This window comes from Mycobacterium sp. IDUB_1, from assembly GCF_055419625.1.
In genome coordinates this window covers 2,194,520-2,219,393 of the sequence record NZ_JBVAYA010000001.1, presented here as the reverse complement: position 1 = coordinate 2,219,393, position 24,874 = coordinate 2,194,520, and the positions used below count along the sequence as shown (strand labels likewise).

Genomic DNA, 24,874 nt, shown 5'->3' with positions numbered 1-24,874 from the left:
GTATTGCAGGGGCGCCCGACGTGCAGTCTGGCTCAGCTCGGGGATTCCTCCGAGCCGAGCGTGTCGAACACCTCGTGATAAAGCAGCGAGTGAACGCGCTCGACCTGCGGGATGTCCTGGAACTCCAAGGGATCCTGGGACGCGGACTCGATGATGAGTGTGCCGGTACGCAGGATGCGATCAAGAAGACCGTGCCGGAATTCGACGCTGTTGATGCGAGCCAGCGGGATGTCGATCCCGGAGCGGGTGATCAGGCCATGGCGGTACATGACGCGGCGGTCGGTGATGACGAAGTGGGTGGTCCACCAATTGAGGAAGGGCCACACCGAGAGCCAGCCGATGAGGATGAGCCAGACGGCCGCGATGACGAGGAAGACGATCCTCTTGGCACTCGGCTCCCATGTAAGGGAATTGACGTAGCCGGCAATGAACGCTGCGGCGGCACTCGCCAGAACGAGGACGAGCGCCGGCATGAGGAGACGCCCCCAGTGCGGATGGCGATGCAGGACGACCTGTTCGTCTCTGGCCAGCACGTTCTCCGGATAGCCCACGGGAGGACTGTACTCAGTGAAGGGTGTTTTGGCGGGTCAATGGCGCGCTTCGCCCGGCCGAAAAGGCACGAGTGGCGACACGCTCAGGAAGTTCTCAGTATTTGCTGACCGCAAGGACACAGAGGCGTATGTTCAAGTCGATGTCGGGGGAAATGTGCAGGTGCGGCCACGACGGTTCTGCCCATGAGCACTACCGCGCAGGGACTGACTGCTCGAAGTGCGAGTGCCCTCGATACCAACGCAACTCCGAACCGCGGTCATGGATGGATCGGCTCCTAGCCCGCTGGCTCGCCCGCTGACGATCCACCACGCAGATTCAGCCGACGCCAGAACACCTGCGAGTGACGGCGACAGCAGATAGCATTTGCCAATGGGGGAAGTTCCGCAAGACAGAGAAACCCGCTGTCCTGTGTGCGGCGGTACGGCGCAGCGCTACCTCGCAGCCGTCAGAGACGTTGTGACGCAACAGCTTACGGGTGATGTTTACCCGTATTCGCATTGCGACAATGCCTCGTGCGACGGCGCGATGCCTCGCAACAGTGTCACCCAATTGAACTAACCGGTGCTGGGATAGGTGGACGGGCGGCCCTGCTGCTGTGCTTGAGCGAGCCCGCAGTCAGGAAGGTATCGACACCCCCGCACACACCGTCAGGTAAGGGTTGCTGGTGCCGTTCAACCAGCCCAAGATGCGCTTCATCTCGGAGTGCTCAACGGCGATACACCCCCACGTCAACGGGCTCTGTGAGTTCTTGCAGTGCAAAAACACTGCGCAGCCCCAACCGGCGCGGCGGGTCGGATTGTGATCAACCAAAACTGCTAGTTGATACTCCGGCTCGATCAGCCGCTCTGATTGGCGTTTCCTTCTAGATCCATCTGGCCACGTAACCTGTGGCGGATCGACGTTCGACCGGAAAGGCAACTTGAATTCGGTTCTTTCGCCTTGGCCGCAAATTGGATCCAATAAGCATGGTCCTCGTCCTAGTGCCAGGTTTTGTCTGTTTGCTGGTGGGGCATTCCTGTATTGGTATTGGTCCACGGATCGGTGCCGATTGCTCTGGTCAGGGGAAACGTGCCAACAGGCGTCTTGAGAGATTCATCGACCCCACTACCGCAACCGTTCTCACCGAGCTCCGCTTTCTCTATCGGCGCGAACTTTCTGTTCCACCCGGCCATCGGGTCAGCGTTCCCTGGTTCGCGCTCGTACGTGAGGACAGTTCCGTAGTGGGATTTAACATTTCCCGCGTAGACGACGATTGCTTGGCGGCATGATTCGGGTACCGGACCCACATTTAATTCCCACAGGAACGTCTCTACCAGCGGAATCAATGGGCTGCAAAGCCCTTTCATCTAACAATTCAGCCTCGACGTTGGAATTCACGTAAGACGGAGTGGCCCGCAGTCAGGCTAGATCGCGCGGACCTAGACGCGAAGATCGCTGATGTGGCTTCGGTACCACGCGACGGTTCGTTCGAGCCCTTCGTGCAATCCGATTCTTGCCGTCCAACCCGCGGCGGCGAGCCTGGACACGTCCAGCAACTTCTGTGGTGTTCCGTCAGGTTTTGTTGTGTCCCAGTTGGTTTCACCGTCAAAGCCCACGACAGTCGCGATGGTTTCCGCGATTTCGCGAATAGTCACATCGCTGCCACTGCCCACGTTGACGTGCTGCGGCCCGTCGTAGTGCTCGAGCAGGTGCAGGCAAGCGTCCGCCATGTCGTCGGCATGCAGGAACTCGCGGCGAGGGGATCCGGTCCCCCAGTTCGTCACTGTGCCGGCACCCGTTGTGACGGCCTCGTCGTAGCGTCTGATCAGAGCAGGAAGGACGTGCGAACCAGTCTTCGAGAAGTTGTCGTTGGGCCCGTAGAGATTAGTTGGCATCGCCGAGATCCATGGCAATCCGTACTGTCTGCGAGTGGCCTGGACATGGAGAATGCCGGAGATCTTTGCAATGGCGTATGCGTCGTTAGTCGGCTCCAGCGCGCCGGTGAGCAGGGAGTCTTCGCTAATCGGCTGATCGGCGAACTTCGGGTAGATACAGGACGATCCGAGGAATAGCACGCGTTCGACATCCACGTCCCGCGCCGCGTCGAGCACGTTGACCTGGATGCGGAGGTTGTCGCTGAGAAAATCCACCGGATAGGTGCTGTTGGCCAGAATGCCACCCACCTTCGCGGCGGCCAACACGACGTATGTCGGTCTTACTTCGCGAAAGTACGTGAAGACGTTCTCGCGGTCCTTCAGGTCCAACTCGGCCGACCCCTTGCCGATGATGTTCCCGAACCCTGCAGCCTCAAGCCGGCGCACGATCGCCGACCCTACAAGGCCGCGGTGCCCTGCAACGTAAAAGGTTGCGTCTCGGTCGAGCTCACGTGGCGAATACTGCACGTCCGATGTCACAGCTTTCGCGCTTGCTGGTTGGTGGGGGTGATCCAGGATTCCAACTGAACCTTGTCGATCCACGGGCGGCCGGCATGCTTAAGCGCCTCGACATCGGCGTCGACCATGAGGTGCGCGAGCTCGCGGCCGTTGACCGTCGGGACCCAGTCGAGTTTCTTAGCTGCCCGAGAGGGATCGCCGATCAAAGCGTCTACTTCCGTGGGGCGCAGATAGCGCTCGTCGAATCGGACGTGATCTTCCCAATTCAGGCCCGCATGCTCAAAAGCCATCTCCAGGAACTCCCGGACCGAGATTCCCATGCCGGTGGCAAGTACATAGTCGTCGGGCTCGTCGGCTTGGAGCATTCGCCACATACCTTCGACATATTCGGGTGCGTATCCCCAATCTCTGATCGCATCGAGATTGCCCATGTACAGGTGGTCCTGCAGTCCGGCCTTGATCGCCGCCACGGCCCGGGTGATCTTGCGAGTCACGAAAGTCTCGCCGCGCCGTGGCGATTCATGATTGAACAGGATTCCGTTCACGGCGAACATGCCGTAGGCCTCCCGGTAGTTCTTGGTGATCCAGAAGCTGTAGAGCTTGGCGACCGCGTAGGGCGATCGCGGATAGAACGGTGTGTCCTCGTTCTGCGGAGGAGGTGTGGCGCCATAGAGCTCGGAGGAAGACGCTTGATAGAAGCGGGTTTTGATACCCGAAAGCCGGACAGCCTCGAGCATCCGGATCGTCCCCGTGCCCGTCGTATCAGCGGTGTGTTCAGGTTCGTCGAAGGACACTCTGACGTGAGACTGCGCAGCGAGGTTGTAGACCTCAGCCGGATCGATGTCCGCCAACAGCGTCACCAGACGAGCACCGTCGCTCAGGTCACCGTAGTGAAGGAAGAGTCGGGCATCGGGCGAGTGTGGGTCAACATAGAGGTGGTCGATTCGAGACGTGTTGAACGTCGACGCCCGACGGATCAATCCGTGGACTTCGTAGCCCTTGCTCAACAGGAGCTCGGCGAGGTACGAACCGTCCTGACCAGTAATCCCGGTGATCAGTGCGCGTTTCGTCACTAGTCTCCCCTTTCTCCGTCGTCAAGCACGCAGCTCAACCGTATTAAAGAGCGTACCGGCGGACACCTGCTCGTTCAGGTCCACCATTGATTACCTACGCACACTGATGCGAGATCAATTCACAACGGCTCCGACCACGCGGACTCCGTTGTGCGACGGCCGTTCAGCAGATGTTCAAACTCATCACCGCTGGCCTTCAACTTTCCGTCGTAGTTTCATTGGCATGGAGATCTTCCTGGCGAGTGGTCGAATGGGCCGCTCCGCACATTGCGGCTGCGGATGGAACGGGCGACGCCGCTGGATGCGGGCATCGGCGGTAGTGGACGCGGGCGTACATGCCGCGCAAACCGGTCATCTGCTGGCATCTGGAACAGGGGATTCCATCGTTCCCGCTGCGATGAGCGACTTCGAATTCTCCAGCGCCTGCTCGCACTGACCTCCGCTTATCTAAACGTATCTCCCGCCCACGGCGGGAGGTCAGTAAGCGCCTGAGTGCCCAATCATCGCCTTGACGGTCTTCATCGCGATGATCAGATCCGAAATCATCGACCAGTTCTCGACGTAGAAGAGATCTAGCCGGACCGAGTCTTCCCAGGACAAATCCGACCGCCCGCTGACCTGCCACAGGCCGGTGATGCCCGGGCGAACGAGAAGCCGCCGTTTGGCATGATCGTCGTAAGTCTTCACCTCGGTGGCTAGAGGAGGACGAGGGCCGACCACACTCATGTCCTGCTTGAGCACGTTGATGAACTGGGGCAGCTCGTCGATGCTGTACTTGCGCAGAATTCGACCGACGCGAGTCACTCGCGGATCCTGCCGAATCTTGAACAACACCCCGCCCTCGCACTCGTTGAGGGACGACAGCTTTTCGACCATTGAGTCCGCCCCGTCGACCATGGTGCGGAACTTGACCATCTGGAACGGGCGGCCGTCCAGTCCAATGCGTTCTTGACGGTAGAACACCGGACCCTTGCTGGTCAGTTTGACGGCGAGCGCCACCGCTATCAGCACAGGCAACCCCAATAGCAGAACCGCGCTCGAAAAGGTGACGTCGAAGAGTCGCTTCTGGAACCGCTTTGCCCCGTGGTACTGCGGCTTCTCCACATGTATCAGTGGCAGCCCAGCGACTGGGCGCATCTGCAGCCGCGGGCCGGCGATGTCAACCACGCCAGGAGCCACGAGAAGGTCGATGTCGAGCTTCTCGAGTTCCCACGACAGATCGCGAATCCCACGACCATTGAGACGCTCGGTAGCAGTGACTGCAACCGCATGACTGTTGGTCGTCGTTACCGCGGCAACGACGTCTGATTCGTCTCCCAAGGTCGGAATCTTCCCCACGCCTGGGACTTCGACCGTCGAGCGTGCGACCGGCCCAGGGATGCAGGCACCAACGACCTGATACTCCGACCGCGGTTCACGCGCCAGTGAAGACGTCAGGTCACGCACCGCTGAGGGGCTGCCCACAACGAGGACCCGGGTGATGCAACGGCCGTGCTTCGAGCGAACGCGGATGACAACCTGACGCGCCACCCATCGCCCGAACACGAGAAGGAGGATGCCGACAGGCAGTGCCGTCATCAGATATCCGCGCGCAATTTCGAGCTTGAACAGCATCGACACGATCGCGACGCCACCAAATACGGCCAAGGTGCCCAGCCACACCCGCCGGTACTCTTCCGCGCCCGATCCGATGACTCGCGGAGACCGAGAGTGATTGATGGTCAAGGACGCCATCCACGTCACCGCGATGGCAACTGAGACCATCGTGTAGTCGATGTACCGGTACGTACTCATCGACTCGTTTAAACCACCGAAGCGAAGCCACTGAGCTAGGCCGACTGATGCGACGATCGCCGCGAGGTCTATGGCCGCCAAGCGCCGCGAATATCCACGCTGCCACGCCGGCACCTTGGCCGGTATCGGAACTATGTTTGCTGCGACTTCCAGCCGATCATTGACCGCCGTCATGAACTCTCCCCCACGTTCGCCCCCTTGGGCTGGAACTTTAGCTCACCGCCGACGAGATTCTCAAGGTAAACGGCAGGTTCGCTCAGCAACGAACCCATACCACTCTGCCTGATCAGGGGCTATTCACGAACGCGTAACTTTTCCTCTGCGCGTCGGTTTGTGTTCATCTGGAGTTCCCTCGGCATCAATCTCTCAGGGCGGTCCGACCGGGCTCTTTCCCGCCGGAAGAGCACCAGTCCGGCAGACTTTTCTTAAGGCGCTCAGTGGACTTCACCGGCGGCACGCCCACACACCTCAAGGATGGGCGCGAGGTTGTCCGAGATCAGACCGCCGACCCGTTCGAAGACCTCGATATCTCCGCCGATCGGATCGGGAACGTCCGCTGCGGCCGCGGTGGACACCTGGGGGCGAAGCCGAGCGAGGCCTTCGAGGTCTTGGGCGCCAGCCTCCGATATCAGGCAGGAAGCCTCCGTCAGCGTGAAGGTGCGGCGGAACAGGCGAGGCGCGAGCTCGAGGACGGCATCGCGATGTGTTCTGGACATCGTGAGGACGAGATCGACCCCAGCAACCACTTTCGGGGTGAGTTGGCGCGCGGCAAAGCCGGATGCGTCACCTCCAAGGTGCTCCAACACCGCGGCCGCGTCCCGGTGCATCTGGTGGCCGATGACCGCGCGCGTACCCGCGCTGGATGCGCGCAGACGAGGCAGATCTTCACGAATTGCGAAGGCGGTCGTGAGACGCTCCGCCGTGGGTGATCGACAGATGTTTCCTGTACAGACGAACAAAATGTGCACGACAACCTCGCTTTATGGTGCGGTCGACGCGACCGGGCCGGAATTCGCAACTAGTATCCGCCCCAGGCTCGATTGTCAGCACCCGGGAGATCACGAGGGAGCACGACAATCCGGCGATTGGCGGGAGCGTCCGTCCACGCTCACGTGTGGTGAGATTGGCGAGAGCGATCCGAGTGGACGCGGATTTTGTTAGGGGGAAATCTTAAGTGGGTTGTCGCCTCGCGGTATTTGGGACCGGCTATCTCGGCGCGACGCATGCGGCCTGTATGGCCGAGCTTGGCCACGAAGTCCTCGGGGTGGATGTCGACACCGCCAAGCTCGACCGGTTGGCGGCGGGGGAAGCGCCGTTCTTCGAGCCCGGTTTGAACGAAGTCCTCAAAGCCAACATCGACAACGGTCGGCTACGGTTCACGCCGTCGTACGAGGAGGCGGCCGAGTTCGCCGACATTCATTTCATCGGCGTGGCGACACCGCAGAAGCGCGGAGAGTTCGCCGCCGACCTGGCCTTTGTGGACTCTGTCATCTCGAAACTGGCCCCGCTGCTGAACCGCCCGGCCGTCATCTTCGGCAAGTCGACAGTTCCGGTGGGCACAGCCGCCCGGCTGGGTGACATGGCGCAACAGTTGGCTCCGGTCGGCGCCGCGGTTGAGGTCGCATGGAACCCTGAGTTCCTTCGCGAGGGATTCGCGGTCCAAGACACCCTGCACCCCGACCGCATCGTCTTGGGAGTCGACAAACAACAGGGCGGCATGGCCGAAAAAGCAGCGCGCGAGGTCTACAGCGCGAGTATTGCCGAAGGAACTCCATTTCTGGTCACTGATCGCGAGACAGCCGAAATGGTGAAGACGGCCGCGAACGCGTTTCTCGCCACGAAGATTTCGTTCATAAATGCTATGGCCGAGGTGTGCGAGGCAGCAGGTGCCGATGTGACAGAACTGGCCGATGCGATCGGGTATGACGCCCGCATCGGACGACGCTTCCTCAATGCTGGTATCGGCTTCGGGGGCGGATGCCTACCCAAAGACATCCGGGCGTTCATGGCTCGCGCCGGCGAGTTGGGCGCGAATCAGGCACTCACGTTCCTTCGCGAGGTCGACAGCATCAACATGCGGCGACGGACGCGAATGGTGGAGCTGACGCGGGAAGTCGTCGGCGGTTCACTCATCGGCACACGGGTTGCGGTTCTCGGCGCGGCCTTCAAGCCCGATTCGGACGATATTCGCGACTCCCCCGCGCTGAACATCGCCGGCCAGATCCAGCTGCAAGGAGCCTCGGTGTCCGTGTATGACCCGCAGGCCATCGAGAATTCGCGAAAGATGTTCCCCACGTTGGATTACGCCTTCAGCGTCGACGACGCGTGTGGGGGCGCCGACGTCATCTTGGTGTTGACCGAGTGGGAGGAGTTCCGACGCCTCGAGCCAACGGACTTGGACTCGATCGTGAGACAAAGAAGGATCATCGACGGTCGCAACTGCCTCGATCAAGCCAAGTGGCGTCAGGCAGGATGGCTCTACCGCGGTATGGGTCGGCAGTGAACTACATTGCTGCGACAGGGAAGCCGTCGACGCGATCCTGCACCGCGACACGACGCTGAGACTGCCCTCTGAATAGCCTTGAGCAAGGACACCTTTCGAGCCTCTCTTCTGCTCGTCAGAAGCTGAGAAAGCCCAGATCCCTCCGACCGCCTCCCAAGACCGGTGTGGGATCGGCGCTCAGGGTCTTCGCCAACACCTCGTGATAGACGTCCCTGAAGTCGGTGGTTGTCTTGAGATCGCCGTTATCAAGATCGGTCAAACTCGGTTGATCACCATAGAATCCGCCACGCACGGGCGCCCCGGCGATGAATACAGGACCGGCCGTGCCGTGGTCGGTACCGTCTGAGGCGTTGGCCGCCACCCGGCGACCGAACTCCGAATACGCCATCAATACCACCTTGCCAGCATGCTCCGAATCGGCGATATCTCGAAAGAACTTGGTGACGGCGACGTCCAACGTGTTCAGCAGCTGCTGCTGTGTTCCGCGTTCATCAGCGTGGGTGTCAAAGCCTCCGAGCGAGACGCTGTAGACCCGCGCGGGCACCCCGGCTCGCACGCACCGGGCGACGATGGCGAGTTGGGACGACAAGCTGCGCCCCATGTCCTGCTCCTTGAGGCTACTCAGCACCGGAGCAAACGAATTCGATGTCGTCGAGGTGGCGCGATAGGAATCGCGAACTGCCGCCATGGCCGGGGTATCGCGTGGATCCGCCACGGACAGTGCCTTGATGAGGGCCTTGCCGCCGGTCGGCGGCTGCGCTTCGGGAGCAAGTGCTGCGGCCGATGCCTTCTCTCCTACGACAAGATGCGGGAGAACGGTGCCGATGTTGATCGCCCTTAACGGGTCATCACCTGTGGCGTCCAACCAGCGCCCGATCCAACCTGTCGACACGTTGTTGTCGGTGGAGCCGGACTGCCAGATGTCCATCGACCGAAAGTGGCTGTGGTCGGGTTGCGGGTAGCCCACTCCACGAACAATGGCCAACGACTTGTCGTGGAACATTTGCGCCATGCCCGGCATACCGGGGTTGAGTCCGAGCCCGCCATCCAGCTCGAGTACCTCGCCAGGGTCATAAGCCAGTTCGGGACGGGAATCATGATAAGCGTTGTCGCCATAGGGAATCACGGTGTTGATCCCGTCATTGCCGCCGTACATCGTCAGCAGCACCAACACGCCGGCATCTGCGGGCAAGGGGCTCTCGTCGGCTGCCAGCGTGAGGTCACTCCATCGCACGGTTGTGGCGGCGACGACACCTGCGCCGATGCCGGCACAGCCGACCAAGAAGCCACGACGGCTTATGTCGGCCATGTGTAGACCTCCTAGACAGTCAGATACTCGGGTGTGTTCGCAGCGGCGGCGAGCAGAGCCGGTGGGTCATTCACCATTGGCTTCAGCGCCGCTATTGACTTGCTAGACCACGCTCCGACTCCGAGCTGATACGCGGCGGCATCAAGTCGATCACTCTTCGCCGCGTCGTCGACGGTGCTGTGGTCACCTTTCGCGCACATCCAGTCGGCCATGGTGAGTCGAATTCCGACGGACGCTGTCGACAACCACGCTTGCCCCTTCGGCCACCCAGACACGTCCGGAGGGAAAAATGGCAACTGGCCGAGAGATTCGAGCCCGTCGAGTACCCTCTGAGCGTCATTGGCACCGTCCAGCGAAACGCGAAGTGCGCGAAGAAGTCCCACCATCCAATCCAGTGGGCTCGCAACCATCGAGCCGGTGTCCCCTAAGAAGTCGGCGTCGGTCAGTATCGCCCTCGTGAGCGCGCGTAGATCTCTGTCAGACCCATAAGCCTGGACTAGTCGCGACAGGGTTGGCGGGCTCGCAGGGGTGTCCGAAGCGAGCTGCTGCCACAGACGCCCTGCGACAAATGGCGCTGAGGCTTCACTTGCAAGGACACTGTCGCAGAATCCCTTCGCATCTAGATCTCCGCTAACGCCCAAGACGACTTTGGTCGCGTCATCACGTCGTTTCGGAACGAGCGACGTGCTTCCGTCCTTCTTGCTGACCGACCATCCGGTAAGGGCACGAGCACCCTCTCTCACATCGCGTTCCGAATAGCCGTTTCCATGTCCGAGTGCGAACAGCTCCATGAACTCCCGTGCGAGGTTCTCGTTCGGCGACTTGACGCTGTTGTCCGTCCCGTCGAGCCACCGCAGCATCGCAGCGTCTGTAAGCATCTGGTAGGCCAACGTACGGAAGTCTCCCAGACACAGCTTTCGAATCTTGTTGTTCTGGTCGGCCATCAACACTGGGTATCGCACCTTCTTGGCCGACGTTGCGAAGTGGTTGTGCCACAGGAAGGTGAGCTTCTCGCGAGTGGGTTGGTCGACAGCAACCATACGGCGCAACCACCAAAGCCCGAGTTCTCTGAACTGAGCCTTAACCTTGCGCTCGGTTCTCAGGCGGCTCCGCGCGTTCTTGTCGGGTGGTGGTACGAAGTCGAACTGCGGCATGGGGGTTGCGCGAGCGCCGGCGTCCTCCGTCACAGACCGCAACAGCACGGAGTCCAGATACGCGCCCAGGTTGCCGGACGCGACGACCTTGTCGACCACCGGGCCAGTCGTGCCGAATCCGCTGCGTCGCAGCAGTCGCGCGGCTTCCATCCATCTATCAGATTGAGTCGACACCGTCTGCCACCTCCAGCGGAACCACCGTTGTCCGGGTGGATGAAGCGAAAGTCCGAGGACTCCTATGTCCACTTCTCTGGGCAACGCCTCCGGGATTCATCGCTCACGGTACCGCAATTCTGGCTCGCAAGAATTAACGCAACAACCAATTACGGCGCCGGACTGGACCCCGCGCTAGCTTGATAGAGCGCGTTTACGTCGCCGCATTTCGGCGTGGGAATTGAGAGTCTCACTGCCCCGCACGGACCTTTTACCGCAATTGCTACTGCCGTCGGAGGATGGTCCCCTCCGCGCGTTGGGATGCAGTAGCGGAGTTCGAACGTGGCGAACACCGTCAGGAGCGAGAAGATTCTCATCAAACGACCCCTGTCCCCGCGACGAGGCTAGCGATAGCGGCATCCCTGACGCCCGAGACGCGAGATTGTTAGGTATTTGCCTGCACAAACATTCAAAACGCCCGTTGATCGCACATCTGGCCGAACCGTAACGTGCTCGGCCCCGACTGTGACAGCTTCAACCGATTTCAGCGAACACGCCATCTGTTGCCACGCGTTCGTGGTTACGATGAGCGCGCACCGCGGGCTGGAACGACGCGAGGACGCTCTGCACAGGTGCGCGCCATACCAGGGGGGACAATGCACATTCTTAATCGGACGACGGCTGACCGATACACGCAAGCGACTCAATACGCCAGGTACATCGGTCGACTCGGCGCGCTAGCCGTGACGCTCGGTGTCGGCCTCGCGATCGGAAGCTCGCCCGCCGTGGCTCAAGCAGAAGACAACGAGTCGTCTGTTAATGCAGGTAGTCCGGACGATTCGCGGCGGGCCATCGCGCAGGAGAGCGAAAAAGCTGGTGCCGCGTCAAGCTCCGCCAACAGGCCTCGAGAGACACGTGAGTCCCTTCGTGTCGAGACGAGAGCCCGGGCTGAGGATGGGGCCACACGCCCGCGTCGTGCGCGCGTCGCGGTCGACGACGTTGCCGCCGAAAACTCAACAAGCATCGCGGAAGATCAAGCCGACTTCGGGCCCGAAACCCCAGAGCGAGAGGGGTCCGGTCGAGTGCCGAGACGCACAACCGCATTGGCTGTGCCTACGATTCACAGGAGTCGCGCGGGGTCCGAAGCGCAAAGGCCGCAAACCGACACCCGGCAAGCTAGGGCTGACGACGAGCTAGTCGTCGACGTCAACGCCGGACTCGGTTTTCCGACCAACCCAGCGAGCCACTCGAAATCCGCCTCGCCTTCGTCCGTAGTATTTCCTATGGCTACCTCACGATCCCCGGGATCCGAAGAAGACCACCCAGGATCATCGCCCACACGGTCCATCGTCGTCGGTCCGGTGACGCTGTCTTCCACACTCGCGCCAGCGCCACAGGCGCCGACCTTGCCGATCGTTGCGTGGACGTTGCTCGCGTGGGTGCGGCAAGACCTGCATCTAACGGTGCCCCGCCGCCAATCGCTTCTTGGGCGAGTTATCTCACCGTCCGCGTCGACGGAAGCAGCCAAGTCGCTGGCTTCCGAATCCGCGCCCAACAACGCCCCGACCAACCCCACGGTGACCCAAAACCCAGCCAGCGCAAGCGGAAAAATCTACGGCTCGGTACGCGCAACCGACCCCGACGGCGACCCCCTCACCTACACCGGCTCGACCACCCTCGCCAGCGGCAGCGTCATCACCGTCAGCGCCAAAGGCAACTTCTCCTACATCCCCAGCACCCAAGCCCGCGGCGCCGCTCAAGCCAAACCCGGACCCGACACCCAAACCTTCACCGTCACCGCCAGCGACGGCAAAGGCGGCACCCTCGAAATCCCCGTAACCGTCACCATCGCAATCGCCGACAACAACGCCCCGACCAACCCCACGGTGACCCAAAACCCAGCCAGCGCAAGCGGAAAAATCTACGGCTCGGTACGCGCAACCGACCCCGACGGCGACCCCCTCACCTACACCGGCTCGACCACCCTCGCCAGCGGCAGCGTCATCACCGTCAGCGCCAAAGGCAACTTCTCCTACATCCCCAGCACCCAAGCCCGCGGCGCCGCTCAAGCCAACCCCGGACCCGACACCGAAACCTTCACCGTCACCGCCAGCGACGGCAAAGGTGGCACCCTCGAAATCCCCGTCACGGTCACCGTCGCAATCGTCGACAACAACGCCCCGGGCAACCCAACGATCACTCAGCAAGCAGCTACCCCGAAGATCGGGCGGATTTTCGGCTCCGTACGCGCAACCGACCCCGACGGCGACCCCCTCACCTACACCGGCTCGACCACCCTCGCCAGCGGTAGCGTCATTACTATCAGCGCCAAAGGCAACTTCCTCTACGCCCCAAGCGCCGAGGCCCGCGCCGCCGCCCAAGCCAACCCCGGACCCGACACTGAAACCTTCACCGTCACCGCCAGCGACGGCAAAGGCGGCACCCTCAGCATCCCCGTCACCGTCACCGTCAGTCCTGACTACTCATCTCCACAATGGATAGCCTTCAACGAATCTGGTACGCGTGCGTACGTTGTGAATCAGGCCAACGGCACGGTGTCGGTCGTCGACACGGCCTCCGACACCATCGTCGATACCATTCCCGTCGGCAGTGCGCCCTCCTTTGTCAAGCGTGCACCCGACGGGACGATATGGGTCAGCAATAAGGACTCCGGAAGCATCTCGGTCATAGACGCCACGACCAACACCGTCTCCACGGAAATTCAGCTGCCTTACCCCACCAGTCCGATCGGAATCGTTTTCGGCTCGGACGGCCTCGCTTACGCGGCCGGCAGGACTGGCAACAACGTGGCGGTCATCGATACCTCGACGTATCAGTTGCTTGACCTGATCCCGATGGACGGGAACCCTGTCGGACTCGCGTTGAGCCCGGACGGAAGGAAGCTCTACGCCAGCGGCCAATTTTTCGGCAGAGTGACAGTGCTGGACCTTGAGACCCGTGAGCGCACCGAAATCTACAACGTAGGGTCTTATCCCACGGTGGTTCGTGTGAGCCAGGACGGCTCCCGCGCGTACGTAACGTCGCAGTTCAGCAATGTGGTCACGATCATCGACACCGACTTGAATGTCGTCACGGGATACATTCCGGTGGGAACGACGCCCATCGGAATGGTTTTCAGCAGCGACGAGACCGTTGCATACGTCGCCAACTTCAGCGGCTACAACCCCGATGAGCGCAGTCCTGGCACCGTGTCCGTCATCGATCTGACCACTGACCAGGTTGTGGACACCATCATCGTGGGAAGAGGACCTGTCGGGCTGGAACTTAACACTGCGGGAGACCGCCTGTACGTGGTCAATTCCGATGGCACCCTCTCGGTGATCCCGGTTAGCCCGACTGAAGCACTCGCGAGCGAGTCAGCGCTTTAGGACGTGGGCGAGGTGTGCCGCACGACCCAAGCCGCACTACCCTGAGTCGTATGTACGGCGCTGGAAGACTGTTGGCGCTTCTTCTTATCTCAGCAGTCACGGTGTTGAGTTGCGGTGCGCAGCAGCCACCGCTGCCCACCTGCCCGAAGCTCGAAGCTAGAGCGGCGCTACCCCCGTCACCAGACCCAGCAATCGCCATCGTCGGCGACTCTTACACGAGCGGTACCAAGTTGGGCGGCCAGCACGATCGCAGCTGGACGGCGCTGGTGGACAAAGAACTGCGGGCGGATGGTTATCCAGTGTCGATGACCGTGGCGGCGGAGGGCGGAGCCGGTTACGTGCACCCAGGTAACCGCAGGAGAAGCACCTTCGACGATCTCGTTGCCGCGAGTGTCGCACCGAACGACAAGGTGGTTGTCATCTTCGGTTCCCGCAACGACATGAAAGAGCCTCGGGCGGAAGTGGCGACTGCCGCATGTGCAACGCTCACTTCGGCCGCAAAAATCGCGAAGGCCGCCACACTCCTCGTGATCGCGCCTCCCTGGACCGACGGCGCCCCCCCAGAAGAGTTGCGACAAGTAGGTGACATCCTGCGCGCGCAGGCCACCGACGCCGGTCCACGAGTGCTGTTCCACGATCCCGTACAGGACGGTTGGTTCGCAGATAGGCCGAATTTCATCGGCAGCGACCACATTCACCCCACTGACGAGGGTCACAAATACTTGGCTGAAAAAATGCGGCCTCTGATCGAGCAGGCTCTCGCAACGCACAATTGATAAGGGTCGCGCCCTCGCCTCCGAACGGGCGCAGCACGGAGTTCACACGACTGCTAAGAATTGATGTCGATGACGAATTGGAGTGGCCGTTGATGCGAGATCTTGCCGGCTTTACTGGCGTGGGCTACGAACGAGGCCGCTCCCTCCTATGGCAAATTGCGTGGCTAGCTGTCTCAGGAGCGATTCTCACGCGCTGGTGGTGTCCGACACGTATTCGGGTATGGGTGCTCCGCAAATTCGGCGCAAGGATTGGTGACGGCGTGAACCTACGCCATAACGTACGGATTCATTGGCCCTGGAAACTCACAGTCGGTGACAACAGTTGGATCGGCGAAAACACGTGGATTCTAAATCTCGAACCGGTCACCATCGGGTCAAACGTGTGCATCTCGCAAGACGTGCTGTTGTGCGCGGGGAGCCATGATCGGAGGTCCCCGACCTTCGAGTTCGACAACGGCCCGATTGTCATCGAGGACGGCGCTTGGGTGGCGGCGAGGGCAACCGTCCTGCGCGGATCGACAGTTGGGCGGAACGCGGTGGTGGGAGCGACAGCACTCGTCGTGGGGAATGTCGACGCCGACTCGTTGGTGGTCGCACCGGCCGCCGTCAACAAATCGCAGAGCCGCGCATGACACGTGTCGGCGCTCAGGAGGGCACAGACATGTTGAGCTGCTGCGCCAGGACGGGCGCAATCTTTTCGGCCATGTATTTGTGTCCTCCATCGGTCGGATAAGTTCGGTCACTTCCGATCAAATCCGGACGATCTACGAACCACTGGTCCGCGATGGGGTCGATGAACACCGCACCTGCAGCAGCGGCTTGGGCTTTCAGGATGTCCCGGGCCTGTAGCACGCCCGGCGCAGGTGGGAAGGCCGTTTCGGGCGGCCCAATGATCACCAGCTTTGCCGTCGGCGCTGCGGCCCGAGCGGCGTTGAGCGTGCGCGCCACCGCGGAGGTGAGGTCGGGCGCGGGCACATTCGTGTCGCTTCGTGAACCGAACAGCACCACCAGATGGTCCTTGGGGCGAACGATATTCGCCATGAGATCCGAAAAGACGCGTGCCTGATGGTTACCTGGAGAGGCATATCCGGCACCTGCCTCTGACACGACATCGGGTTTGATGGGGGTGCCCTGCGCACTCAACATTGCGGCTGCATAGGTCGGCCAACTCTGCGAGCCTTTTCCGCCCATCGGCGAACCGCCCGTGAAAGAGTCACCGATGATGGCGATTGGCACGCCGGGCTTTGCCGCGTCAGAGGGTGGCGGTGTGTAATTGGATATGTACTCTGGCGGCGGCTTCTGGCAAGCCGTCAGGAGCGAGACGATCGCCAGCACCAGGATGGCGGAGTAGCGCAAGTTCAATACCTCAGCAATCATTTCGCGGTGCCGGTAGCTGACCTGATGCTACCCCCGACGCCAGGGCTGCCCGTTGAGCCTGCTGCGAGACCTTGTCTTGCTTTCGCGTCCACCGAGGCGAGCGCGCCCGCGAGTCGAGTCTGACTGCAGACGTCGTCTGGCGCCGGCAACCGTTCAGCCTGATTGCACCGCGGCGCCGATTGCCGGGGTAACCGGTCAATGCCGGGATCGCGCCAAATTGCGGGTTGTCCACTATTGTCGAGGTCCAAGGCGAGGCGGCAGCTGATCCCGGTCCACTCCGGCACTGCCAGTACTGGGGGCCTTCGGCAAAGTGGTGGAGGGGCTGTTGACAACAGGGGCGGACACGGCACAGCGTCGGCTGCGCGTGTGCTTCTTCATCCCCGACTTTGGGTACGGAGGCGCCCAAAAGCAGTGCATCCTCCTGCTGAACGAACTTCAGACGCGCGACGATGTCGAACTCATGCTCGTTCGCTTTCGTCCTGGAGCTCAGGCGGACATGCTGCGGACGGATCGACTCCGAGATGAATTCGTCACAGTCCGCTCGAACTTCGACGTGCGCGCCATCATGGCGGCACGGGCGTTGGTCGCCGACTTCGAGACCGATATCCTCATTTCCTGGGTACGCGTGTGCGACGTGTACGCCTACTTCATCCGGCGCCTCTACCGCAGTGCCAAATGGGTGATGACACAGAGAAATTCGCAGCAAGACGACTCCCTGTTGTTTCGCCTTCGCGATCGGCTGGGGCACAATGCCGACGCGGTCGCCTCCAATTCGCCTGGCGGCGTGCGGCGGTGGATTGATCGAAACATTCCAGGGAGCGTTCACCTCGTCGACAATATTGCCGCGCCCTCATTCTCTTCGGCGGAGAGGGTCGCGAAGAGTGTGCTGTTCGTAGGGCGACTGGAACCTCAAAAGAACGTCATCACGATGATCGAGGCTTTTGTCCAGGTCGCGCGCGGCCAACCTGAGGTCCAGATCTGGGTTTGCGGAGACGGAACGCAGCGCACCGAAATGGAGAGGATCGTCGCGGACGCCGGTGTCGCGGAGCAGATTCGGTTCTTGGGTTTCCGCACTGACGCTACGGAGTGGATGTCGCGGGCCCAGACGCTGGTGAGCCTGAGTGACTACGAGGGAATGCCGAATGTCTTGATGGAGGGCGTGCAGGCAGGGTGCACCATTGTCGCTTCGCCGATCGTTGAACACGTCGACTTTCTCGGGGCCACCTATCCATATCTCATTCCCGATCACCACGACGCCGCACAGGTGGCTGGCGTCATCGAGCGTGCGCTGGCCTCTCCCCTAGGCATCGACGAAGTGCAGACAGCTCGCGAGCATCTCGCCCGCATGCACCCCGCGAACGTCGCGGAGCAGTACATGAGAGTTTTCCGCTCGGTCACCGTCTCCGGTCCAATCACGACGCCGCGAGATTAGAGAGATGGAATCAGCGAACGTCGAAGACCCGCGGCTGCGTGTCACCGTTTTCAGCCATGCGTACAACTCGTCTGGCCGAATTGGCCCATTTGCCGCTCTCAGCAAACACGTGGATCTCACCCTGATAGGTCCGCTTCGACACCCTAGCGGTACCTTGAATCCACCAGAATCTCTCGGGGCCGACCGTACGTTGACCGTAATTCCGCTGGCGGCAAGCGGAGTGAGGGGAGCCCAGTTCTTGGTGCGGGGATTGTGGCCGACCTTGCGCGCGAATAAGCCTGACATTCTCTGCATCGAATACGACCCGTGGCAGGTCCAATTTCTCCAGGCCGCGGTGATCGCGAAACTTGCGCATCCGACCGTGCGTCTTGTACCCGTGGTGAAAAAAAACACCTATCGGGCGTCCACTTCAGCGCTCGGGCGAGCGAAACGTCTGCTGGCGCGGTGGGGAATCAAGAAGGCCAGCGTGATCATCGCCGCGAGCGACATGACGCGCGACATGTATGTACGTGAGCTCGGAGCTCCCGAATCGCGCATTGTGGTGCAGCCGCACTTGGCTGTTGACGTCACACGCTTCCACCCGCCCGCGCCTGCCTCCGCCATTGCGCCGGTGAAGGTCGGCTTTGTAGGCAAGATTGGTGACACGAAAGGCATTCCCGAGTTGCTGGGAGCCTTTGAGGATGCGCGCGCAGACATTCGGCAGCCCGCCGAACTGTGGCTCGCGGGCGAGATGGCAGATCCGACTATGTACGCCGCGGTCGAGCGAGCAGTTGACGTCCGCTATGCCGGCGTGATTGACAACGATGATCTGCACCATTTCCTCTCCGAGATCGACGTTTTTGTCATGCCGGCGCGAGTGCTACCTGACCATCAGGAGCATGATGGGCGGGCGGTACTGGAGGCGATGTCGACGGGAATTCCTTGTATCGTCAGCGATAGCGGAATCCTGCCGGAACTTGTATCCCCCACTGAGGGCAGAGTATTCGCCGCTGGTGATCGGGCCGCCCTTGCCGCCAGCTTTCGCGAGCTACTCACCGACGAGGATCTACGACGCGAACTGGGAACGCGGGCCAGGCAGCGAGCTGTCGCGACGGTCAGCCCAGAAGTCCTCGGCACTGAGAGGTTTGCCGTTTTCAACAGAATCATGAGAGGTCCGTCTGTGAGTGCTTCGCACCCTGGTGAAGGCATCAATTACACCGCTCGCGAGGAGTACATCGCCGAAGATGTCGTCGCAAATTACATCCCAAACCGGTTCAGCGGGACTCTCGGGCGTTATCGCTATCAGCGCGAGCAGCGTGCGATCAACAGCCTTCTCGGCAAGCTGCCGAGATCTGAAATCACCGCCGTTCTTGACTGTCCCACTGGAATCGGGCGATGGCTCCCCCATCTGGCGACGCTCGAGCCGAAGCGCATGGTGGCGGTAGACGTGTCCCCCACGATGCTAAAGCAAGCGAAAAAGGTTCCACTGGACGGCACCTCGGTGGAATATCTGGAAGGTGTCGCTGAGAAACTACCCTTCGATGACGAGACATTTGATCTGGTCTACTGTCACGCCTTGCTCAAGCATCTCCCGCAGGATGCACAGCGCGAGGTGATCCAAGAATTGGCACGCGTCAGCTCAAAGTACGTAGTCGTGGCGGTATCGGTAAAGCGAGGTCCGGCCGGATTGATCAGGAACTTTCGCAACGCAATGGGAGCCGTTGCGGTATCGCCGAAGTGGTTCACCGAGACGGTGGAGAAGAGCGGCCTGCGCGTCGTCACGTCCCGGAAGGCGACAACCCCTCTCGGCGTTGAGTATTCGTATCTACTCTGCAAGGTGTAATTGCGTCACGTCGCGGGTCCTAGGGCAGCTAGAAATCAATCGCGGGTGGAGGAAAGTGTGTTGCGACGACTGACGGCAGCCTTCCGACAGCGGCTCGACCCGGTGGGCTATGCGCGCTCAATTGGTGTCACCGTCGGTACTGGCTGCCGACTCATCCGGGTCACTTTCAGCACCGAGCCGTATCTCGTCAGCCTCGGCGATCATGTGAGCGCTACGAAAACGCACTTCGAGACCCACGATGGCGGCGTGTGGGTCATGAGGGAGCGATATCCGGACATCGACATCATCCGGCCCATCCGAGTGGGAAACAATGTCTACTTCGGCTACGGGTGCATTGTGCTGCCGGGTGTCACCATAGGCAACAACGTCGTGGTCGGTGCTGGTTCTATCGTCACACGCGATATCCCTGACGATACGGTATGTGTCGGAGTACCTGCGCGGGTGATCAAAGACCTCGACGAGTACGCGGCAAGCTCGCTGAGGGCGGGCCACCACACCAAGCGGATGAGTCAAGACGAGAAGCGGGCATACTTCACCAGACACTATGGAGTAGGTGGTTAGTCAGCGGTTTGACGATAGGCGATGTTGAGTCGAGTCAGGCTCAGCGGCCGATCAGCTTCCGAAGAGTTGACCTGGACAAGGTAGTAACCAGCACCAGCGGTGCCACAATGGCCGCTGCGATCGCGCCGTAAGCGATCAACATCCACCAAGAGTGCGCCTCAACATGATCAGCTGCCACGATTGATCCCGCCAGAACCACGGCTGACGCTGCGGCGCGCCATACAGGCCATCCCGAGCCGTGCAGGGCACGGTTGGCCAGCAACGGGAAGCCGATGCTGCCCAGCGCGCGCACCGCACATATCGCGGCGTACATGACTACCACCGAATTGGACAGGGCGAAGGCGGCCGCACCCGCACCGAGCGCTATCACAACCATGACGGCGCCTAAGACGACTTTTCGGCCGATGTCGAGACCGGTGTCCTGGATCTGCGCGTCGGTTCTGATCAGGGCCAGTTGAACGAATGCGATCGCCATAGCAATATTCACACCTTGGCCCATGAACTGACCGCCGCCAGCCCACACGTTCACGAATGACTCATTCAAAAGAACCACGAGGCAACCAATTCCAGTGCTGAGCGCAAGGGTCAACTCCCGGGCTTCGGCAGCGACTTTGCCCGCTTCGCTCCACTCGTTGTGGCCCATGAAGGCACCAAGCTTCGGCATTAGCGAACTCGTAGTCAGTTGACACACCGACAACGCGAAAACCACGACATAGCTAGTGAACGTGTAGCTGGAAACAAAATTGAGACCAGCAAAACTGCTCAGAATGATAACTTCAGTGGCCAAAGACACGCGGTTTACAAGCGTCCACCCGAGCACCCACCCGCTGAAAGACGAGAGACGGCTTATATCGCTTCGGCGCGGTTTGGACATGCCCCACCAGGACACACGCCTACGGAGCACTAGGTAAGTGAGGAAGCCGTTCATGCAGGTGCCTATAGCGATTGCCGCCGCCATACCTTCTGTGCCCAAACCCATGAACGCGGCGCCGACCATTGCCACATTGGTGACGACATAAGCGGCTGTGGTCACGTTGATCGATCGGAAACCTTGGTTGGTTCCTGTGAGCACGGCATCAGGGATGGCAGCCAGACTCATCAGAACCACATTTATACCGAGAATGCTTGCTGTGACGTAGATTTCGAAGTTCTTCGCAGGCGGAACGTCGTGCATCAGATGCGGTAGGACAGCAACAATCACCGCAGTGACGGCAAGCAGGACAGGGCTCCAGTACAGCAGCACGACCAGGGCTGCTCCTACGTCGCGCCGCTTCTCCTCGTCCCCCACGCTCTTGGAGCGATGAGCGATGACCCATTTGAGCGATTGAACGGCCCCCCCGTTGGCTGCCGAGCCGACGTCGAGAAGCTTTTGAATGGTCTTCCATACGCCGAAACTGATACTGCCGAGCGCCGACAGGAGCAGGGGATTGATGACTAGACCTACGACTGCGGTCACCCCGGTGTTCAGGTAGAACGACAGCGCGTTCTTCTTTGCATTACTCACCATGGGCAGGCAACCGACTCTGTGACGTGACGATCATCATGGGCACTGACGCAAACAACGCGGAGCCATCACCGCGCCTCGCTCACCGTCGCAGCACCGCAATCGTGGACATTCTCATCGAATCACTCCCGCTATTCCTCACTAGGCTGGTTTCATCGTTACAGCGTCAAGTGTGGCGCCATTCGACTTCGCATTGACTCCGATCGCGAGTCGAGTTGCTGAGGTGGCGAGCGTGCCCAACTCCACGTCTGCCGCTGTTAACACGACAGCTCCGTTCTTTGTGACGACGAAATTCGCTCTGGTGGTGGTGGATCCGTGTGTCACTTCGATCCTTATCACATCGCCAGCAAGCCATCCCCCCCCAGCTTCCCCAGTCGCAACGATCGCACTGACTTTGCTTTTCCGTGTGTAAAGCCGCCAGTTGTCACCCTTGCTATTGGTGTTGAGGAACACATGCGAATTGCCGCTGGCATAGAACAAACAGATTCGGAAGTCCGCCGAGTACCCGCCACCCATGGTGAATTCGTAATCGCCGAACCCCACACCAGGGTCAATGTCGCAGAACACCTGGCCAGTTGCCTGCGGGTTGGCGAGGGCGTGCCCGCTGATTACCCATCCCGGAAAAGACTTGGTATTCCACGATTTGCCGTCAGAGCTGTTCCCGACAGGACCATCCGGACGGTTAAAATCATCGGTCACGCCGAGGTGCTCAGCAACCACGATGGCGACGGGCGTCGAGGCTATCGCTTTGGCCGGCGCTGCGCGGCTCAAAGGTAGAAAGCGAGCGAGTAATACGTGGGTCGCCGTCTCCAGCGAATCAGTCGTCATCGAGGCGCTTCCAGCCTCCAGGGAAACGGGCGGGCCTAAGGCGGCATCGTTGTCGTAGAACTGGATAAATCCGGGCATCGGCACGGCCGTGACGACAGATGCTCGAAGTGTCACTGGCGACCCCGCCACGATCGGCGACGGGGGAATGACTGCGAAGTTCACCGTCACTGCGCTTCTCACTTCGTTGTCCTTCGCCACCGCGGCGAGGATGCTCGGCAAGTCGATCTGCGAGTTGGCAGCGCGAGCAAGATCCAACTGCTCCACGAAGGTTGGATGATGCGTGGGGTTCGACGTGGGAGACGCAGCCACCCCTTGGAGATCAAGCCAGGTTCGGCCGGCGGACTCTGTTCCCTGCCGTACGAGATCATTGAGAACGCGGTTAGAAAGGGCTTGCTGCGGCCCGGATACCAACACGACTGGTACGTCTTGAACCCGCGCGAGAGCGCGCTTGACCGCGGGAAGGACCTCGTTCTCTTCCCCGGCGTCGTTTCGAGATCCGTAGAAGCCGAGAACATGCGGGCTACCCGCCAACGCCAAAGGAATTCGTGCAGAGAAAGGGTTGGCCGGATCATTGTCGCTCCAGCCCGTTCCGCCGGCGCTGAGATTGATGTAGGAGTCACAACCCATCAAGGCTGCCTGGAAGCGACTATGCGACTCCCAACCCATGTAGAACAGGTCGCCGTTCACTTCTGCACCGATGTGGTAGTCGGCTCCGCCCTTCTGTAGAGAATCACCGATTGCCGTGTGCCGGAAATTAGCCGCTCCCCGCGGTCGCTCGAGAACGGTGTGCGGCCCCAGGATCGCTCTTGTGAATCGGTCAGCGCCATCCACTTCGAACTTCAGGTGCCGCACTTTACCCTCGGCAAACTGATGTTTGTAGTAGTAATCGGTGCCCTTCTCTGCATCGAAACGCATCATCCGAAGATGGCTGAGCTTGCCATCGACCACAACGCGTACTCCGATCACGCTCGCGCCCGTGCGTGTCACTCGGAACACCGTCTCGACCTCTCGAGCGTCGGTAACGAGCTCGGGCACGACCGATTCGGGCGCGGTCGCCCAGACACCCACGCCGTCAGATACAACCGCGTGGCATCCGTCGTAGCGGAAGACGGGGTCCGCATCGTAATTGGCGCTTGGCGTGGCGACTGTTCCGCCTGGGATCTGCGACGAAGCTGCGGCAGAGATCACGGGCGTGTCGTCAGGTGGGGTCAGAATCGCGTTCCACCACGGATCTATCGCGGCATCGGCCGCGTGTTCGCGCCCACAGGCATTGACAGACAAGCATACGGCCACGCCAAGCAAACCAAAGCGCTGAAGAGCTTTGCGCCGGGTTACCGTCTCCCCGCCAGTGGATGCGCGGACATCCCCCATTGTCTTACGCGAAGGCGGAGACATCATCGGAGTGTGCGCGATCTGCGCCGCTTAGAAGTTGCGGTGGCGCGGCATTTACCACCGCGGATTTTTGTCCCCTGTCACAAAGACCGACCGACCACGGTTCGTGTGCTGAGGCAGCGGCAAAAATATCCACTATGACGGTGCCTGCAGCTGCCGAACGATGAGGGGCGCGATCTTCTCTGCCAAGTACTGATGGCCCCCATCTGTGGGATACACCCCATCCTTGCTGATCAAGTCGGGGCGGTCCACAAACCATGCGTCCTGCAATGGATCTACGAATGTGGCGCCGATGCCCTCAGCCTGACCTCTGACGATGTCGCGCACCTGCAGGATCGCCGGCAACGGGTTCGCCGTCGGCCAAACAGGTCCTATCACAAGCAGCCTCGCATTTGGAGCAACCTTCTTGACGTCACCAAGGGTCTGCTGGACTCCTACACTGAGACGATTGGGCGGAACGTCTTTGTCAGCCCTCGAACCGAACAAAACGACGAGGCGGTCATCAGGCCGGACCACTTTCGAAACCTGGCTGTCGAAGACCGCGCCGGTCTGTACGCCGGGATTCACGTAGCCGGAACCGGCTTCTGTTCCCATGTCGACCGCGATGGGCATACCTTCGCTGCGCAGATCGCGTTGAACGATTGCCGGCCAACCTTGTTCACCTCGCCCGCCGAGACCCGTGCCACTGGTATAGGCGTCACCAATGATGGCTACTGCCTCCACCGCTGTCGCGGGCTCTGAAGCTGGCGGCGGCGTGTAATTCGACACATACTCGGGCGGCTTCCTGTCACAGCCCGACACAAGGGTGGCGGTCACGCACAATGCAACGACGAGGCGACGCAACTGCTATGAACCTCCATCGAGGACGTCTGAGACTTCTACA

General features: G+C 60.8%; 19 protein-coding genes. 8 read left to right on the top strand and 11 right to left on the bottom strand.

Annotated features, from left to right (window positions below; translation table 11 throughout):
• Positions 1 to 32: 32 nt before the first annotated feature.
• The 3 genes from ACZYYX_RS11170 to gmd form a co-directional block, all read right to left on the bottom strand.
• Positions 33 to 551, bottom strand: coding sequence for a PH domain-containing protein (locus ACZYYX_RS11170; protein WP_463814460.1), 519 nt, complete (start codon positions 549 to 551; stop codon positions 33 to 35).
• Between the two features lie 1,419 nt (positions 552 to 1,970).
• The gene (locus tag ACZYYX_RS11165; RefSeq protein WP_463814458.1) at positions 1,971 to 2,945 is read right to left on the bottom strand and encodes a GDP-L-fucose synthase family protein; all 975 of its coding nucleotides are present in this window, start codon (positions 2,943 to 2,945) and stop codon (positions 1,971 to 1,973) included.
• Positions 2,942 to 3,997, bottom strand: coding sequence for a GDP-mannose 4,6-dehydratase (gene gmd / locus ACZYYX_RS11160; protein ID WP_463814457.1), 1,056 nt, complete (start codon positions 3,995 to 3,997; stop codon positions 2,942 to 2,944). Before gmd ends, ACZYYX_RS11165 begins: the two co-directional genes overlap by 4 nt.
• Before the next feature lie 223 nt (positions 3,998 to 4,220).
• Between gmd and ACZYYX_RS11155 the strand changes: the two genes are divergently transcribed.
• Entirely contained in the window at positions 4,221 to 4,433 is a 213-nt protein-coding gene (locus ACZYYX_RS11155) for a hypothetical protein (RefSeq protein WP_463814456.1), read from the top strand.
• 41 nt (positions 4,434 to 4,474) lie between these two features.
• On the opposite strand, the gene ACZYYX_RS11150 is transcribed toward ACZYYX_RS11155, so the two are convergent.
• Together ACZYYX_RS11150 and ACZYYX_RS11145 are read right to left on the bottom strand one after the other, a co-directional pair.
• Positions 4,475 to 5,965 (bottom strand): sugar transferase, encoded by a 1,491-nt coding sequence (locus ACZYYX_RS11150; RefSeq protein WP_463814455.1) that lies wholly within the window; start codon positions 5,963 to 5,965, stop codon positions 4,475 to 4,477.
• A 260-nt stretch (positions 5,966 to 6,225) separates the two neighbouring features.
• Positions 6,226 to 6,759: an arsenate reductase/protein-tyrosine-phosphatase family protein gene (locus ACZYYX_RS11145; protein ID WP_463814454.1), complete on the bottom strand. Its 534-nt coding sequence runs from the start codon at positions 6,757 to 6,759 to the stop codon at positions 6,226 to 6,228.
• Between the two features lie 206 nt (positions 6,760 to 6,965).
• On the opposite strand from ACZYYX_RS11145, the gene ACZYYX_RS11140 reads away from it, so the two are divergent.
• Positions 6,966 to 8,294 (top strand): UDP-glucose dehydrogenase family protein, encoded by a 1,329-nt coding sequence (locus ACZYYX_RS11140; RefSeq protein WP_463814453.1) that lies wholly within the window; start codon positions 6,966 to 6,968, stop codon positions 8,292 to 8,294.
• A gap of 115 nt (positions 8,295 to 8,409) precedes the next feature.
• Here ACZYYX_RS11140 and ACZYYX_RS11135 read toward each other — a convergent pair whose 3' ends face one another.
• Together ACZYYX_RS11135 and ACZYYX_RS11130 are read right to left on the bottom strand one after the other, a co-directional pair.
• A complete protein-coding gene (locus ACZYYX_RS11135) occupies positions 8,410 to 9,603 on the bottom strand; it encodes a DUF1501 domain-containing protein (protein ID WP_463814452.1) in 1,194 nt (397 codons plus the stop codon).
• An 11-nt stretch (positions 9,604 to 9,614) separates the two neighbouring features.
• Positions 9,615 to 10,907, bottom strand: a complete 1,293-nt coding sequence (locus tag ACZYYX_RS11130; protein ID WP_463814451.1) for a DUF1800 domain-containing protein — start codon at positions 10,905 to 10,907, stop codon at positions 9,615 to 9,617.
• Positions 10,908 to 12,271: 1,364 nt separating this feature from the next.
• On the opposite strand from ACZYYX_RS11130, the gene ACZYYX_RS11125 reads away from it, so the two are divergent.
• The 3 genes from ACZYYX_RS11125 (at position 12,272) to ACZYYX_RS11115 (ending at position 15,707) form a co-directional block, all read left to right on the top strand.
• Positions 12,272 to 14,299 (top strand): Ig-like domain-containing protein, encoded by a 2,028-nt coding sequence (locus ACZYYX_RS11125; protein ID WP_463814450.1) that lies wholly within the window; start codon positions 12,272 to 12,274, stop codon positions 14,297 to 14,299.
• 50 nt (positions 14,300 to 14,349) lie between these two features.
• Positions 14,350 to 15,075 carry an SGNH/GDSL hydrolase family protein gene (locus ACZYYX_RS11120; protein WP_463814449.1) on the top strand — a complete coding sequence of 242 codons (726 nt, stop codon included), beginning with the start codon at positions 14,350 to 14,352 and terminating at the stop codon, positions 15,073 to 15,075.
• 224 nt (positions 15,076 to 15,299) lie between these two features.
• Positions 15,300 to 15,707 carry a DapH/DapD/GlmU-related protein gene (locus ACZYYX_RS11115; protein WP_463814448.1) on the top strand — a complete coding sequence of 136 codons (408 nt, stop codon included), beginning with the start codon at positions 15,300 to 15,302 and terminating at the stop codon, positions 15,705 to 15,707.
• A gap of 13 nt (positions 15,708 to 15,720) precedes the next feature.
• Here ACZYYX_RS11115 and ACZYYX_RS11110 read toward each other — a convergent pair whose 3' ends face one another.
• The gene (locus ACZYYX_RS11110; protein WP_463814447.1) at positions 15,721 to 16,431 is read right to left on the bottom strand and encodes an SGNH/GDSL hydrolase family protein; all 711 of its coding nucleotides are present in this window, start codon (positions 16,429 to 16,431) and stop codon (positions 15,721 to 15,723) included.
• Positions 16,432 to 16,765: 334 nt separating this feature from the next.
• Between ACZYYX_RS11110 and ACZYYX_RS11105 the strand changes: the two genes are divergently transcribed.
• Genes ACZYYX_RS11105 through ACZYYX_RS11095 form a run of 3 tightly spaced genes read left to right on the top strand, consistent with a single transcriptional unit; the run spans position 16,766 to position 20,267 of the window.
• A complete protein-coding gene (locus ACZYYX_RS11105) occupies positions 16,766 to 17,884 on the top strand; it encodes a glycosyltransferase (RefSeq protein ID WP_463814446.1) in 1,119 nt (372 codons plus the stop codon).
• A 4-nt stretch (positions 17,885 to 17,888) separates the two neighbouring features.
• Positions 17,889 to 19,706, top strand: coding sequence for a glycosyltransferase (locus tag ACZYYX_RS11100; protein ID WP_463814445.1), 1,818 nt, complete (start codon positions 17,889 to 17,891; stop codon positions 19,704 to 19,706).
• 45 nt (positions 19,707 to 19,751) lie between these two features.
• Entirely contained in the window at positions 19,752 to 20,267 is a 516-nt protein-coding gene (locus ACZYYX_RS11095) for a DapH/DapD/GlmU-related protein (RefSeq protein WP_463814444.1), read from the top strand.
• Positions 20,268 to 20,307: 40 nt separating this feature from the next.
• Here ACZYYX_RS11095 and ACZYYX_RS11090 read toward each other — a convergent pair whose 3' ends face one another.
• The 3 genes from ACZYYX_RS11090 to ACZYYX_RS11080 all read right to left on the bottom strand — a co-directional run bounded on the left by ACZYYX_RS11090 (position 20,308) and on the right by ACZYYX_RS11080 (position 24,807).
• Positions 20,308 to 21,771, bottom strand: coding sequence for an MATE family efflux transporter (locus ACZYYX_RS11090; protein ID WP_463814443.1), 1,464 nt, complete (start codon positions 21,769 to 21,771; stop codon positions 20,308 to 20,310).
• 141 nt (positions 21,772 to 21,912) lie between these two features.
• Positions 21,913 to 23,970 (bottom strand): Ig-like domain-containing protein, encoded by a 2,058-nt coding sequence (locus ACZYYX_RS11085; protein WP_463814442.1) that lies wholly within the window; start codon positions 23,968 to 23,970, stop codon positions 21,913 to 21,915.
• 156 nt (positions 23,971 to 24,126) lie between these two features.
• Complete coding sequence (locus tag ACZYYX_RS11080; RefSeq protein WP_463814441.1) at positions 24,127 to 24,807, bottom strand: SGNH/GDSL hydrolase family protein; 681 nt, start codon at positions 24,805 to 24,807, stop codon at positions 24,127 to 24,129.
• Between the last annotated feature and the right edge of the window lie 67 nt (positions 24,808 to 24,874).